17 protein-coding genes are annotated in these 14,254 nt (G+C 36.2%); 15 read left to right on the top strand and 2 right to left on the bottom strand.

Going from position 1 to position 14,254, the window contains the following annotated elements; all coding sequences use genetic code 11:
• Nucleotides 1–26: 26 nt before the first annotated feature.
• The 4 genes from NST98_RS04645 to mtnN all read left to right on the top strand — a co-directional run bounded on the left by NST98_RS04645 (nt 27) and on the right by mtnN (nt 3,828).
• The gene (locus NST98_RS04645) at nt 27–1,292 is read left to right on the top strand and encodes a peptidase U32 family protein (RefSeq protein ID WP_340705521.1); all 1,266 of its coding nucleotides are present in this window, start codon (nt 27–29) and stop codon (nt 1,290–1,292) included.
• 299 nt (nt 1,293–1,591) lie between these two features.
• On the top strand, nt 1,592–2,080 hold the full coding sequence (greA, locus tag NST98_RS04640) for a transcription elongation factor GreA (protein WP_016838602.1): 489 nt from the start codon (nt 1,592–1,594) through the stop codon (nt 2,078–2,080).
• Nucleotides 2,081–2,411: 331 nt separating this feature from the next.
• A complete protein-coding gene (locus tag NST98_RS04635; protein ID WP_340714555.1) occupies nt 2,412–3,068 on the top strand; it encodes a YrrS family protein in 657 nt (218 codons plus the stop codon).
• A gap of 67 nt (nt 3,069–3,135) precedes the next feature.
• Complete coding sequence (mtnN, locus tag NST98_RS04630) at nt 3,136–3,828, top strand: 5'-methylthioadenosine/S-adenosylhomocysteine nucleosidase (protein WP_340714554.1); 693 nt, start codon at nt 3,136–3,138, stop codon at nt 3,826–3,828.
• Nucleotides 3,829–4,295: 467 nt separating this feature from the next.
• Here the strand turns inward: mtnN and sigK are convergent, their stop codons facing one another.
• The gene (gene sigK, locus NST98_RS04625; RefSeq protein ID WP_340715670.1) at nt 4,296–5,015 is read right to left on the bottom strand and encodes an RNA polymerase sporulation sigma factor SigK; all 720 of its coding nucleotides are present in this window, start codon (nt 5,013–5,015) and stop codon (nt 4,296–4,298) included.
• Between the two features lie 266 nt (nt 5,016–5,281).
• Between sigK and NST98_RS04620 the strand changes: the two genes are divergently transcribed.
• From NST98_RS04620 to NST98_RS04570, 11 genes are all read left to right on the top strand, one after another.
• Nucleotides 5,282–5,800, top strand: coding sequence for a YqeG family HAD IIIA-type phosphatase (locus tag NST98_RS04620; RefSeq protein ID WP_340705391.1), 519 nt, complete (start codon nt 5,282–5,284; stop codon nt 5,798–5,800).
• Nucleotides 5,800–6,903 carry a ribosome biogenesis GTPase YqeH gene (yqeH, locus tag NST98_RS04615; RefSeq protein ID WP_016838596.1) on the top strand — a complete coding sequence of 368 codons (1,104 nt, stop codon included), beginning with the start codon at nt 5,800–5,802 and terminating at the stop codon, nt 6,901–6,903. Before NST98_RS04620 ends, yqeH begins: the two co-directional genes overlap by 1 nt.
• A 21-nt stretch (nt 6,904–6,924) precedes the next feature.
• Nucleotides 6,925–7,746 carry a shikimate dehydrogenase gene (aroE, locus tag NST98_RS04610; protein WP_340714553.1) on the top strand — a complete coding sequence of 274 codons (822 nt, stop codon included), beginning with the start codon at nt 6,925–6,927 and terminating at the stop codon, nt 7,744–7,746.
• Between the two features lie 17 nt (nt 7,747–7,763).
• On the top strand, nt 7,764–8,057 hold the full coding sequence (gene yhbY / locus NST98_RS04605; RefSeq protein WP_340714552.1) for a ribosome assembly RNA-binding protein YhbY: 294 nt from the start codon (nt 7,764–7,766) through the stop codon (nt 8,055–8,057).
• A 23-nt stretch (nt 8,058–8,080) separates the two neighbouring features.
• A complete protein-coding gene (locus NST98_RS04600) occupies nt 8,081–8,653 on the top strand; it encodes a nicotinate-nucleotide adenylyltransferase (RefSeq protein WP_016838593.1) in 573 nt (190 codons plus the stop codon).
• Nucleotides 8,640–9,194 carry a bis(5'-nucleosyl)-tetraphosphatase (symmetrical) YqeK gene (yqeK, locus tag NST98_RS04595; RefSeq protein ID WP_016838592.1) on the top strand — a complete coding sequence of 185 codons (555 nt, stop codon included), beginning with the start codon at nt 8,640–8,642 and terminating at the stop codon, nt 9,192–9,194. Before NST98_RS04600 ends, yqeK begins: the two co-directional genes overlap by 14 nt.
• 69 nt (nt 9,195–9,263) lie before the next feature.
• Complete coding sequence (gene rsfS / locus NST98_RS04590; protein WP_168412852.1) at nt 9,264–9,611, top strand: ribosome silencing factor; 348 nt, start codon at nt 9,264–9,266, stop codon at nt 9,609–9,611.
• Entirely contained in the window at nt 9,604–10,344 is a 741-nt protein-coding gene (locus tag NST98_RS04585) for a class I SAM-dependent DNA methyltransferase (protein ID WP_340705394.1), read from the top strand. Before rsfS ends, NST98_RS04585 begins: the two co-directional genes overlap by 8 nt.
• A 75-nt stretch (nt 10,345–10,419) precedes the next feature.
• Complete coding sequence (locus tag NST98_RS04580; protein ID WP_340714551.1) at nt 10,420–11,058, top strand: helix-hairpin-helix domain-containing protein; 639 nt, start codon at nt 10,420–10,422, stop codon at nt 11,056–11,058.
• 58 nt (nt 11,059–11,116) lie between these two features.
• On the top strand, nt 11,117–11,686 hold the full coding sequence (locus NST98_RS04575; protein ID WP_016838588.1) for a ComE operon protein 2: 570 nt from the start codon (nt 11,117–11,119) through the stop codon (nt 11,684–11,686).
• 205 nt (nt 11,687–11,891) lie between these two features.
• Nucleotides 11,892–13,961, top strand: coding sequence for a DNA internalization-related competence protein ComEC/Rec2 (locus NST98_RS04570; protein ID WP_340714550.1), 2,070 nt, complete (start codon nt 11,892–11,894; stop codon nt 13,959–13,961).
• 55 nt (nt 13,962–14,016) lie between these two features.
• Here the strand turns inward: NST98_RS04570 and NST98_RS04565 are convergent, their stop codons facing one another.
• The gene (locus NST98_RS04565; RefSeq protein ID WP_340714549.1) at nt 14,017–14,181 is read right to left on the bottom strand and encodes a YqzM family protein; all 165 of its coding nucleotides are present in this window, start codon (nt 14,179–14,181) and stop codon (nt 14,017–14,019) included.
• Nucleotides 14,182–14,254: the final 73 nt, after the last annotated feature.

Below are 14,254 nucleotides of genomic sequence, written 5' to 3'. Positions count from 1 at the left end.
AAGGGGGATCTCCATTGTTACAATTAATTGAAAATGAAAGCATTCGTGAAACAATAAATGGCAAACGCATTATTACGAAAAAGCCGGAATTACTTGCTCCTGCGGGTAGTTTAGAAAAATTAAAAGTAGCTGTGCATTACGGTGCTGATGCAGTATTTATCGGTGGTCAAGAATTTGGATTGCGTTCCAATGCAGATAATTTCACCATTGAAGAAATGCGTGAAGGTGTTGAGTTTGCCAAAAAATATGGTGCAGTAATTTATGTAACAACAAATATTTTTGCCCACAATGAAAATATGGCAGGCCTAGAAGAATATTTGCGTGCAATTGCTGACGTAGGTGTAAAAGGAATCATTGTAGCAGATCCATTAATTATTGAAACATGTAAAAGAGTAGCGCCAGAGTTGGAAATCCATCTTTCAACTCAGCAATCTTTATCGAACTGGAAAGCGGTAAAATACTGGAAATCTGAAGGTTTGGATCGGGTTGTTTTAGCCCGTGAAGTAGGTGCGGAAGAGATTCGTCTAATCAAAGAAAAAGTGGATATTGAGATTGAAACATTCGTTCACGGTGCTATGTGTATTGCGTATTCTGGGCGTTGTGTGTTATCAAATCACATGACAGCTCGTGACTCAAACCGTGGTGGTTGTTGTCAAAGCTGCCGTTGGGATTATGATCTATATGAAAATGTAAATGGGGAAGAAAAGCCTTTATTTAATGAAGGAGACGCACCTTTTGCAATGAGCCCGAAAGATTTAAAATTAATTGAATCCATTCCTCATATGATAGAATTAGGAATTGATTCATTAAAAGTAGAAGGGCGCATGAAATCCATCCACTATGTGGCGACAGTAATTTCCGTTTACCGTAAAGTGATTGACAGCTATTGTGCCGATCCGGATAACTTCAAAATTAAACGGGAATGGCTGGAAGAGTTGGATCGTTGTGCTAACCGCGCCACAGCTTCAGCCTTCTTTGAAGGGGAACCAAGCTATAAACAACAAATGTTTGGTTTCCATGCGAAGAAGCCGGAATGGGATTTTGCTGGATTTGTATTTGATTATGATGAAGAAACACAAATGGTTACATTGCAGCAGCGCAATTACTTCAAAACAGGAGATACGGTAGAATTCTTCGGTCCAGAAATCGATACATTTACTATGACAGTCGGTCAAATGTGGAATGAAGAGAATGAACCGATTGAGGTGGCGAACCACCCACTTCAAATCGTGAAATTTAAAGTCGAAAAACCACTTCACCGATACAATATGATGAGAAGAAAAAATAAATAAGAACTGCTCTTGAAACAAAACTCATAGTATAATATGATGAGTATGGTATTGATTCTTTTGCATGATTTTTACATTATTCACTATTAAATGACAATTTGATATATTGTTGAAATAAAATTCGGTTATTAGAAAGCGTCCGTTGGATTCTTCTAAATTGTCCAAAGGCAACATATGCTTTTCTAATAACCGGGTTTTATCATATATAAGAAATTTTTCTTCAGAAAAAGAAAACGATTGCATTACAAAATATGGTAATGTGATTGGATGAAAAAAGTGATGTTTCTTAAGGAGTGAGTGTCTTGTCAAACGAAAAACAATACCCAATGACTTTAGCGGGTAAAGAAAAATTAGAAAAAGAACTTGAATATTTGAAAACAGAAAAAAGAAAAGAAGTTGTAGAACGCATTAAAGTTGCTCGTGGTTTTGGAGATTTATCTGAAAACTCCGAGTATGATTCTGCAAAAGAAGAACAAGCATTTGTAGAAGGGCGTATTTCTGCAATTGAAAATATGTTGCGTAACGCAGTGATTATTGAAGAAAGCGAAGAAGATGCAGATATCGTTACCCTTGGTAAAGCGGTAACATTTATTGAATTGCCGGATGGCGAAGAAGAAGAGTATGTAATCGTTGGTTCTGCAGAAGCAGATCCTTTTGAAGGAAAAATTTCGAACGATTCTCCAATCGCGAAAGCATTATTAGGTCATAAAGTTGGAGATGTGGTGAAATTAACAACTCCTGGCGGCGAAATGGAAGTTAAAATCGTAGCAATTCGTTCTTCAAACGACTAATGTATAAAAAAGGGGCGTCTGAAAAGTCATTGTGAGACGCCCCCTTTGCGGCTGTCGCAAGAGCTTAGCCGCAGATAAATTGCGGCTGTCGCTAGAGCTTTCGCCGCAGATAAATTGCGGCGAGGAGGCGCGTTTTGTGACCACGGCAGGAGCAAAGTTTTTAAGAGAATATTACTATAAGAAGTAAGGCTGTTCAGAAAGTGTTCGACTTTCTAGACAGTCTTTTTTCATTTGTAATATTTATATGACAACAATATTAAAAATTTAGTGGAAGTATTTGTTTATCTCAATTTCTTGGTAATATGGAAAAAGAAATATAAGGAGGAATCATATGGCGAAGGAAAAACAAGAATTAAATAGCCGTAGAATGAAACGTTATTCAGATAATAAACGAAAAATGAATCGTATACTCAATGTAATGATAGCCATTGTATTTACGTTAATTGTGATCAATATTTATTTCATCGTAAAAGATGATGAAGAAGATGAAGTGGCTAGAGAGGATTCGAAAGTGGAAGAATTAAAAGAACATGAAGATAGTGAAGAATTGGAGGAGCAGGATGGTAAAAAGGATAAAGAAGAAGAGCCAAATAATCTGCAAGAAGACAATTCGTCCATTCATGATGAAAACAATGATGAAATTATCGTGTCTACTTCCTCAGATGCCAATGTGGAAAAAGTCATTGTTAATAATAACTGGCAAGTGACGCCTACGAGACAAACTGGTGAGCATGTTTCTGCTTTTGAAGAAGGCCATGTGGATTATGAAGAAAAATTATTGACGATTCGAAACGCTGTGGAATTACAAGAAGATAATATTATTTATTGGTCTGTAAGAAATGATGGCACAGGAAAAGGGGCAGTTGCCGTTGTATCATCAAAAGATCAATCAGAAAAATATCGAGTTCACATAAAATGGATTGAAAATGCAGGATGGATTCCAATTAAAGTTGAAATACTAAAAAAAATTGATGGCACGTATAAGTAATGAATTGACTGCAATGGATATTTCCATTAAGTTGGAATAGATGTGGATTTCAAGGAGGAATTAAAATATGAAAATTGCAGTTATCGGTGCAATGGAAGAAGAAGTTGAATTATTGCGAGAAGCATTAGAAAATAAAACCGTTACGACCATTGCAAATTGTGAATATACTACTGGTACATATAATGGAAAAGATGTCGTTTTACTGAAAAGCGGAATTGGAAAAGTAAATGCTGCCATGTCAACGACGATTTTACTTCATCATTTTCAACCAGATGTTGTTATCAATACAGGTTCTGCTGGCGGCTATGACCCTAATTTAGAAGTAGGTTCCGTTGTAATATCAGATGAAGTTAGACACCATGATGTGGATTGCACTGTTTTTAAATATGAAATGGGGCAAGTACCGCAAATGCCACCTGCTTACAAAGCAGATGAAAAATTAATGAAACTGGCTGTTGAGTCGGTAAAAGAAGTAGGGGAACATCAATATGGAGTAGGGCTCATTTGTTCCGGTGATTCTTTTATGTATGATCCTGAACGAGTAGAAGCGGTTCGAAAACATTTTCCGCAAATGAAAGCATGTGAAATGGAAGCTGCTGCGGTTGCCCAAGTATGTTATCAATTTCAAACGCCATTTGTAGTCATTCGCGCCTTATCGGATATTGCAGGGAAAGAATCCGACATTTCATTTGATGAGTTTTTACCATTGGCGGCGAAACATTCAACTGCAATTGTTCTGAAAACGATAGAGAAATTATAAGGATTCTAGAAGGTCTTGACTGCATCATTTGGTAAAAAGTAATATATATGTAAGCTCGTTATGCATTTTTGGAGGAGGTAAAGGTATGATGTTAACATTAATGTTAGTTTCTGTAACAATTACTGCACTTGTTGGATTGATTGCTTGGTACGGTGCAAATGACGGTTCTGTAAAATCAAAATAATAAACAATTAGCTCGTTTAAATTAATATTTAAATGAGCTTTTTCTATTTATATAAAAATTAAGGGGGCGTCTGAAAAGTTATTGTGAGACGCCCCCTTTACGGCTGTCGCACAAGCTTTCGCCGCAGATAAATTGGGGCTGTCGCACAAACTTAGCCGCAGATAAAATGCGGCGAGGAGGCGCGTTTTGTGACACCGCGGGAGCAAAGTTTTTAAGAGAAAATTACTATAAGAAGTAAGGCTGTTCAGAAAGTGTTCGACTTTCTGGACAGCCCCTCATTGTTTTACTTTTTTTCCCGTTCTCTTTCATTTTGATTATGTTTAAATTGTTGGTACAATTTCACAAGAGCTCTTTTTTCAATTCGAGATACATAACTTCGGGATATGTTTAATTTTTTTGCAATTTCTTTTTGAGTCAAAGGTTCTTCATTATTTAATCCGTAACGGTAAATTATAATTTCCAACTCTCTCGTATCCAATGTATTGAGATACGTATACAATTGTTCGAAATTTTCTTTTTGTTCGATTTTTTCGATTGCAGGTTTTTCATCTAGTTGTAAGATGTCTCGTATTTGCAAAGATTGTCCCTCTTTATCCACCCCAATAGGTTCAAACAAAGATACATCTTTTTGCACTTTTTTTTGTGCTCGAAGGTGCATGAGTATTTCATTTTCAATGCAACGGGCTGCATATGTTGCGAGACGAGTTTTTTTATCTGGTGTAAAACTGCTCACAGCTTTCATTAACCCGATTGTTCCAATTGAAATATAATCGTCTAATTGTTCGTGTGGGGGATGGAACTTTTTGACCACATGGGCAACAAGCCGCATATTTCGTTCAATTAAATCAAGTCGCGCTTGCTCATCGCCCGCTAAAAATCGTTCAATCGCTTTTGCTTCTTCTTCTGATGTGAATGGTTTATGAAATGCCTGACCTTTAAGGTATCCTAGAAATGCGGGAATATCTAACCAAAGCTGAATCAGTGATGCCAATATTCCGCTCAAGGAGGTCATCCTTTCCGCTTTTTTCGACATTATATGAATTGAAGTATGAAAAAATGCGTAACGACGCTTATTCTGTAGAAAAAAGTAAAATTCATAAGAAAAGGCTTGAAAGAACTGTTTAACATTTGATAGTTTAGTAAATGTTTCAATTGTTGTAGTATTATGTGAGTAGCATTGAGTTCCATCGTTATGTTCGTGCTACATAGGTTTCAAATTGAAGGATATGCTATAATGGGAAATAAATTTTTGTAAGAGGGGAAAAGATTTTGTACAAGTTATTTTTACCAAATGAATTTGTTGCATCAGTGTTTGAAATTACTCCAGAAAAATTAAAATCACTTGGAATTCGAGGTATAATCACCGATTTGGATAATACATTAATCGAATGGAATCGAAAGGACGCGACGAAAGAAATTGCAGAATGGATGAGATTGATGCAAGAAGCAGGTATCCAAATCATCATTGCTTCCAATAACAACGAAGAAAGAGTAAAACGGTTTGCAGAACCATTGAAAATACCGTATATTTATCGTGCAAAAAAACCGCTTGGACAAGCTTATAAAGCTGCTCTTCATAAATTGCAATTAAATAGAAATGAAGTGGCAATGGTAGGCGATCAGTTGCTTACCGATATTTTAGGTGCAAAACGATTGCAACTTTATACTTTTTTAGTTCGACCTGTAGCGGAGTCGGATGGCTTTGTTACGCGCTTTAACCGTTTTGTTGAAAGACGCTTATTCAAAGTATTAAAAAGAAAAGGAATTACGATGTGGGAGGAACAATAATGACAGAAATGCCAACTTGTATTGGCTGCGGTGTAAAAATTCAAACGGAAAATCCAGAAGAAACAGGCTATGCGCCGCCAAAAACGTTAGAAAAAGAAACAGTAATTTGCCAAAGATGTTTTCGATTAAAAAACTATAACGAGATTCAACCGGTACGATTAACTGATGATGATTTTTTAAGAATATTAAATGGCTTAGGAAATCATGATGGACTGATTGTAAAAATTGTAGATATCTTTGATTTTAATGGAAGCTTCATTCCAGGTATTCATCGATTTGTTGGAAATAATCCAGTATTACTAGTAGCAAATAAATCGGATTTGTTACCGAAATCTGTGAAACGAGAAAAAGTGGTACGTTGGCTAAAGAGAGCTTCACGAGAATTTGGATTACATCCTGTCGAGGTAAAACTAGTAAGTGCCCATAAAGGACACGGAATGGATGAAGTCATTGAAACAATCGATCAATATCGTGAAGGAAAAGATGTATTCGTAGTCGGTTGTACCAATGTAGGAAAGTCTACATTTATTAATCGCATTATCAAACGCGCTACTGGAGAAGGGAATTTAATTACAACATCTCATTTCCCTGGAACAACTCTAGATATGATTGAAATTCCAATGGAAGATGGAAAAGCAATTTACGATACGCCCGGTATTATCAATCATCACCAAATGGCTCATCATATTCATGAAAGTGAATTAAAGTATATTACACCGAAGAAGGAAATTAAGCCAAAAGTGTATCAATTAAATGCTGAACAGACATTATTTATCGGTGGACTAGCTCGATTTGATTTTATTAAAGGTAATCGCAACTCGTTTACTGTGTATGTATCAAACGAACTTCCAATCCATCGTACGAAATTGGAAAAAGCCGATGCATTATATGATGAACACCGAGGCAAGTTATTATCTCCGCCTTCGGAAGAGTATATCAACCAATTACCTCCAATGGTTCGTCACGAGTTTTCGATAAAAGAAGGTAAAACAGATATCGTCATTTCCGGGCTAGGGTGGATTACAGTGCAACAACCAAATGTTGTCGTTGCTTGTCATGCGCCTAAAGGTGTAGAAGTATTTATACGTTCTTCTTTAATTTAAGTATTGGAAGAGGGTTAGGTAATGAAGAAATGGTTTGCTGTTATTGGTGATCCGATCGCTCATTCAAAATCGCCGTTCATGCATAATACGTGGTTCCATGAAATGGGAATTGATGCGACTTACATTCCAATCCACGTGAAAAGCGAACAATTGGAGGAAGCCGTTGCTGCTTTAAAATTGCTAGGTGCTAGTGGATGGAACGTGACAATTCCCCATAAGGAATCCATTATACCTTTATTAGATGACATCGATCCGATTGCTCAAAAGATGGGGGCAGTCAACACAGTTGTTAGACAAAATGATGGCTCATTAAAAGGTTATAATACCGATGGTGCTGGTTTTGTACATGCTTTAGAAGAGGCGGTCGGAAAGAACAAAGAGAAGAAAGTGCTTATGATTGGAGCTGGAGGAGCAAGCAGGGGAATTGCTTTTGCGTTGCAGCAATATGGTTATGAACAAATCCATATTGCCAATCGCACTGTTTCAAAAGCAGAAGCAATCATCCAAGAACTCGGTGAAGGGATTGCTCTTTCTCTTGAACAAGCAGAAAAACAATTAGATCAATATGGTATTATTATTCAAGCAACTTCTCTAGGGCTTTCAACTGGAGAAAACAAGCTCCCAATTTCATTGGATCGATTACAAGAGGGAACAATTGTTGCCGATATTGTGTATAATCCGTTAATGACGCCTTTCCTGTTAGAAGCTGAAAAACGACAAGCAAAGATTGTAACTGGGCTAGGAATGTTTATTCATCAGGGAGCAATCGCATTTAACCATTGGCTAGGTCAATATCCAAACACCGAAAAAATGATGGAGAAATTAATAGAGCAATTAAAATAGATTACTAGGAGGAACCTATGCTTACAGGTAAACAAAAAAGATTTTTGCGGGCAGAAGCCCACCATTTAAATCCGATCTTTCAAGTAGGGAAGGGCGGAGTGAATGAACAAATGCTTCGCCAAATAGAAGATGCTCTTGAAGCTAGAGAGCTTATTAAAGTTCGCATTCTAGATAATTGTGAAGAAGATAAACACGATGTAGCAGAAACATTGGCTTCGGGAACAAGTTCTGAACTTGTACAATTAATTGGTCTTACAGTTGTGTTATATAAACCTTCAAAGAAAAATAAAAGAATTCAATTACCTAAATAAATTTTAAAGTCAGGTGTTCTTTAATGAAAAAAGTCGGCATATTAGGAGGAACTTTTAATCCTCCACATATCGGACATTTAATCATGGCAAATGAAGTGTATCATGCCTTACAACTTGATGAAGTCCGCTTTATGCCAAACGCAATTGCTCCACATAAAAAAAAGGAAGACGAATCAACTAATGAAAATCGCCTGCAAATGGTGCAATTACTAATAAAACCTTATAAAGAATTTACGGTGGAAACGATTGAACTGGAACGTGGTGGAGTTTCTTATACTTATGACACGATGGTGGCATTAAGAGAAAGAGAGCCGGATGTCGAGTTTTATTTTATTATTGGTGGAGATATGATTGATACCCTCCACACTTGGCATCATATCGATGAACTCGTAAAAATTGTTCAGTTTGTTGGTATTAAGCGCCCTGGTGCCAAGTCGGAGTCACCTTATAACATTATTATGGTAGAAGCTCCAGATATAGCTTTATCTTCCACATTAATACGTGAACGGTTTGCCACAGGTGGAACATTAAGATTTCTATTACCACCGGAAGTGGAAGCTTATATTCGAAAGGAAGGACTTTATGGAGCGAAGTGAATTATTGAATCGAATTAAATCTCGAATGCCAGAAAAGCGCTATATTCATACAATAGGAGTAATGGAAACGGCAATTCAATTAGCTGAACTATATGGAGCAGATGTGAAAGCAGCAGAAACAGCTGCCATTTTGCATGATGTTGCGAAATATGCGGATGAAGATTGGATGAAAAATATCGTAAAGGAACACGGTCTGGATACAAGATTGTTGGATTGGGGGCCAGAAATTTTACATGGTCCTGTAGGTGCTTGGATTGCCGAACATGAATTTCATATATCCAATGAAGATATTTTAAATGCCATTCGTTTCCATACGACAGGTAGAGCAGGCATGTCGAAATTGGAGAAAATTATTTATATTGCCGATATGATTGAACCGAATCGATCATTTGATGGAGTAGAAAAGTTAAGAAATAAAGCACAACAAGATTTAAATCAAGCGATGTGTGCATGTATTCGTCATTCCATTGCCTTTTTAGTTCATACAAAGCAGCCGATTTTCCCTGATTCCATCGAATGTTATAATCATTATTATAAATAATTTGTTTAGCTTTTTTGACAATTCGAAAAAATAGATAGTAAATACAAAAAGGAGAGGAATTGTGACTCAATGGTAGATTTGTTGCAAGTAGTTTATAAAGCATTAGACGATAAGCGTGCAGAAGATATCGTCATTTTAAATATGAAAAACATTTCATTACTGGCAGATTATTTTATTATTTGTCATGGAAATTCAGACCGTCAAATTCAAGCGATTGCTAGAGAAGTGAAGGAAAAAGCTGAAGAAAATGGCTTTGATGTTAGAAGAATGGAAGGATACGATTCTGCTCGTTGGATTTTAATCGATTTAGGTGATATGGTCGTTCATGTATTCAATAAGGAAGAACGACAATTCTATAATTTAGAACGATTATGGGGAGATGCACCACAAATCGAAGTGCCGAGTGTCAGTGAATAGTTACGAACGTTTTGCCGAAGTGTACGATGTTCTCATGGAAGACATCCCATATGATCAGTATGTTAAGTGGGTTACTGCCTTTGCACCAAGTTCCAATTATCCCACATTATTAGATGTCGGATGCGGGACTGGTACATTATCGATACTGTTTAGTAAAGCGGGTTATCAAGTTAGTGGCATTGATTTATCTGAATCAATGCTTACAATTGCTCAAGAACGGTCCCAAAAAGAGGATTTGACGATACCGTTTTACCAAATGTCAATGGATGATTTAGAGGGCTTTTCAAATATAGATGTTGTTGTCATTCCCATTGATTCAATCAATTACTTACAAAGTGAAAAACAAGTGAAAGAAACGTTCAAAAGAGTATATTCAACTTTACGTGTGGGAGGTCAACTATTTTTTGATGTCCATTCCATTTATAAAATGGATGAAATCTTTTTACAAAGCCCTTTTACGTATGATGACGGCGATATTTTCTATATCTGGTATACAGAAAAAGGGGAAGAAGAGCATTCTGTTGTTCATGACATCACATTTTTTGTAATGGAAGATTTAACGAATCTTTATGAGCGTTTTGATGAACAACATTATCAGAGAACCTTTTCAATTGAAACTTATGAAAATTGGTTAAAGGAAGTTGGTTTTTCACAAATATTTATAACTGCTGATTGGGAAGACCAATCACCTACCAACACGAGTGAACGTATTTTTATTCGTGCAGTGAAATGACATCTTTTCTTTAGAAGGTAAATCGAGTATGATAAAGGTGACTCCATATGATTTACCTTCTAGAAGGGGTGCTCTATGATTTTCCACGATTTCTTAAAGAAGTATGGAAAAATGCTTGTAGCACCTGGAATCCTTTGCCTATTCATTGCTATCTATTTACTTCAGCAAGACAGTTCGGATGACGCTGAACTCGTTTCAACCATTCCTCAACCACAAATTTTCGATGATATGGAAACCCTTCAATCGGAAGAATCCACTTCTACAAAAGTCATTGTTGATGTAAAAGGGGCTGTAAAATTTCCCGGCGTATATGAATTAACAACAGAAGATCGAATTATCGATGCCATTCAATTAGCGGGCGGTTATGCAGAAGAAGCTGATTCAAACTATATTAATCATGCACAAAAATTGCAAGATGAGATGGTTATTTATATACCAAAAAAAGGTGAACTTCTTCGGGATGAAGAATACCAACCGTTAGGACAAGCTCTTCAACAAAGCCATTCATCAAGCAAGAAAGAGTCGTTAGTAAACATTAACACCGCCGATGAGTCCAAATTAATAACTTTGCCAGGAATCGGTCCTTCAAAAGCTCAGGCAATCATCCAGTATCGTGAAGAACATGGACCGTTTAAAAAAATCGAGGATTTAAAAAGTGTTTCTGGCATCGGTGAAAAAACCTTTGAAAAATTGAAGGATTTTATCACGATATAACTAATATTTAATTATTTTCTTCTATACTAGTAAATAGAAATCATTTGGAGGTAATCATATGGAGCGCATTACTTGGGATCAGTATTTTATGGCTCAAAGTCATTTATTGGCTTTACGAAGCACATGTCCACGTTTGAGCGTTGGTGCTACGATTGTGCGGGATAAACGAATCATTGCGGGAGGTTACAACGGCTCCATATCAGGTGATGAACATTGTATTGATGAAGGTTGTTATATAAGAGATAACCATTGTGTGCGCACAATCCATGCAGAAATTAACGCTCTATTACAATGTGCAAAATACGGTATTTCAACAAATGGAGCAGATATATATATCACTCATTTTCCTTGTTTGCAATGCACTAAAGCAATCATCCAATCTGGCATTAAAAATGTTTACTATGCTAGTGATTATAAAAATGATCCCTATGCTATCGAAATATTAAATAAAGCCGGAGTAAATGTTGTTCATGTGCCGTTTAATAAATCAAAAATTGACTTTTTAAAAGACGAGAAATATCAAATAGTTTTAGATTTGTTGGAGAAGTTACGACAAAGTGGCGCCGATAAAGAAGAATTATCCTTATATGAAGAGAAGGTGAAGGAGTTATTTGATATTTCAACATAAGTGGATTTACTATGCCTTGTCGGTGCTCATTGCCTCCCTCAGTGCGCATGAGACCACATGGCTTTTATTGTTACTTATACCGCTAGTTTTGCATGCTTATTTGATAAAGTTTCATCCAGTGCAAATTACTATACTTTTATTTTGTAGTATTAGTATTTTTCTCTATTTCTCTACCCAATTAAAAGAAATAGAAAAGCCTATCATCTTGACGGGTATCTATACGTGGACGCATGAATATAAAGTAAATGGCGATAAGATAAAAGGGTTGATGAAAGATGAAAATGGTAGGAAAGTCTATGTGACATATAAACTCAGCTCTGAAGAAGAAAAACATATTTTCGAATCGATGCCTTTAGAAGGAAAGGGATTCTTAGTTGAAGGGGAAATGGTGGAACCTAATAGACCCCAACATCCCTATAGTTTTAATATGAAAAAGTATTTAAAAAGTAAAGGTGCGACAGGTATCTTCGAAATTCATAGGCTTCAATATATTGACACGAAATCATCTTTCCATCAAAAAATTCGTGTTATGCGTTTTCATTTGAAAAAACATATTGAAAAGACGTTTCCAACATCTCTTGCTCCTGAAGCAAAAGCTTTACTAATCGGTTTACAAGATGATGTGGATGATGAAACAACGAGGGCTTATCAAAAATTAGGTATTACTCATTTGTTCGCCATTTCGGGATTGCACATTGCAATTTTTGCTTTCATTATTTATGAAGGGCTGATTCGTTTGCGTATAAGGCAAGAGATTGCGACCATTCTTCTAATAATTCTATTGCCAATTTATGCGATTGTAGCAGGTGGAGCTCCTTCCGTTTGGCGGGCAGTAACTGTTCTGGAGTTGATCATCATTTCACGATACAAACGTCGCCTTGCAATAGATGATGCTCTTTCCATCAGTTTTATCGGTTTTGTGTTGATTGAGCCATGGGTCATCTATCAAGTTGGCTTTCAACTATCTTATTTAGCTACAGCTAGTTTAATTTATTCTAGTAGATTTTTGCATTCGATTAATTCTTGGTGGTTAAAATCGTTTTTCATTACTTTTGTTTGCCAGTTAATCGTTTATCCCCTATTGCTATATCATTTTTATGAACTAAGTATCTCCTCGTTTATCGTCAATCTATTTTATGTGCCTCTGTTTTCCTTTCTTATTTTGCCAATCAATATTGTTTTATTAATCCTTTCATTTATTCCAATTCCTTTATCCAATCTATTTTTTACAGTGTATGAACCATTTCGGCTTCTCATAACAAAATTTACTTTCGTACTACAATCTGTGCCTTACCAAATGTGGGTGCCAGGCAAACCTTCCTTATTTTTGATGATACTGGCTTATGTCAGTGTGTTGATGGCATTATACTTCATCGATTGTCGAGCAAAAATCCGATATATCGTGTTGGTATTACTAATTCCTGTATTTCTACTACATTTTAAAGGAAAAATAAACCCTCATTTAATTATTTCCTTTGTGGATGTTGGACAAGGCGATTGTATCGTCATCGAACTTCCTTTTCGAAAAAAAGTGTACATGATTGATACAGGAGGGGTTTTACGATTTCAACAGGAGGAGTGGAAAGAAGGTACTCGATATGAAGTGGGAAGACAAGTAGTCGTTCCGTATTTGAAAGGAAAGGGAATTTCAAGCATTGATACGCTTATATTAACACATGCTGATAGTGATCATGTGGAAGGAGCTGAAGAAATATTAAAAGAGATTCGCGTTCGAGAAATACATGTAACGCCTTCTTCTTTGAAAAAGCCAGTTATGAATGATTTAATGGTTGAGGCAAAGATTCAAAAAGTTCCTATTAAGGAACAAATGGCTGGAAATGCATGGCGTGATGGAGAAGTGATTTTTCAATATCTTTGGCCTTTTGATACGGATTATGAAGGGAATAATGGTTCGCTCGTTTTATATGTTCAACAAGGTCATTTTCATGCATTGTTTACTGGGGATTTAGAAAAGGAGGGAGAACAAAAGCTGCTTTCAATATATCCTACTTTATCATCCATCGATTTATTGAAGGCAGGCCATCATGGTAGTAAGACCTCCAGCAGTGAAGAATTTATTCGACAATTACAGCCTGCAATCACGATTTTTTGTGCAGGAGAAAATAATCGATTTGGACATCCTCATAAAGAAGTTGTAGAACGATTTCAACGAATGGGATTAAAAACATTTACGACAGGGGAAGTTGGGACGATTGAAATTATCGCAAAAGCGCATGAAATGAAAATAAGAACCGTGACAACAACTATTGACTGAAAAGAAAAATAGAGTGTAGACAAAGGGAGAAACCTTGTCTACACTCTATTAAATATTAAGCGACAGCATCAATAACTACGGCAATAATGAACATTAATGTGAAAAATAAGAATGATACCGTGAAACCAACCGCACCATCAATAGCTTCATTACGTTTGCAAGAAGCATTATCACCTTCGAATGGGTTATGTGTAACGAAATTTTCATTATGATTTGCCATATGATAACCTCCTACTCAAAGTCCATTATAAGTCAATAGATAGTAAAAAGCTATAAGAGATTATTGAATTTCT

This window comes from Ureibacillus sp. FSL W8-0352 (genome assembly GCF_038004345.1).
Lineage (GTDB): Bacteria > Bacillota > Bacilli > Bacillales_A > Planococcaceae > Ureibacillus > Ureibacillus thermosphaericus.
This window is presented reverse-complemented; position numbering and strand designations above follow the sequence as displayed.